At 68.0% G+C, this 478-nt stretch carries 1 protein-coding gene; it reads right to left on the minus strand.

Translation table 11 applies throughout. The annotated features are described in order from the left end of the window. Window positions 1-478: isoaspartyl peptidase/L-asparaginase (locus M3223_RS23850; protein ID WP_251566265.1), on the minus strand; the 478-nt coding region annotated here is incomplete at both ends.

Here is a 478-nt window from a genome sequence, read left to right on the forward strand (position 1 = left end):
CAATCTCTTCGCCCACGCGCGCTACGCCGCGGTACATGCCTTCGCTATTGAACGGCAGCGCCACGTTGCCGAAGCGGTCGATGGCGATCAGGCCGCCGCTGCCGCCCAGCTCGGGAATGGCGTCGTGGATGACGTTAACGCACGCCTGCTGCAGCGAATGGCCGCCGTAGCGCATCTGCGCGGCAATATCGTAGGCCGCCAGGGTGCGAATAAAGACTTCACCCGTGCCGGTGCAGGAGACCGCCACCGTATCGTTGCTGGCGTAGCAGCCTGCGCCCGGCAGCGGCGAGACGCCGACGCGGCCCGCCTGTTTGTTGGTCATGCCGCCGGTCGAGGTGGCGGCGGCAAGGTTGCCCTCCGCATCGATCGCCACCGCGCCGACGGTGCCGAATTTACGGTCGGGATCGAGCGGGTCGTCCGATTTCGCCGCGCCGTCGTGATCCAGCACCATCTCGTCGCTGGCCAGCGCGCGCTGCAG

Origin of the sequence: Paenibacillus pasadenensis, assembly GCF_023715725.1 — a bacterium.
GTDB lineage: Bacteria > Bacillota > Bacilli > Paenibacillales > Paenibacillaceae > Paenibacillus_O > Paenibacillus_O pasadenensis_A.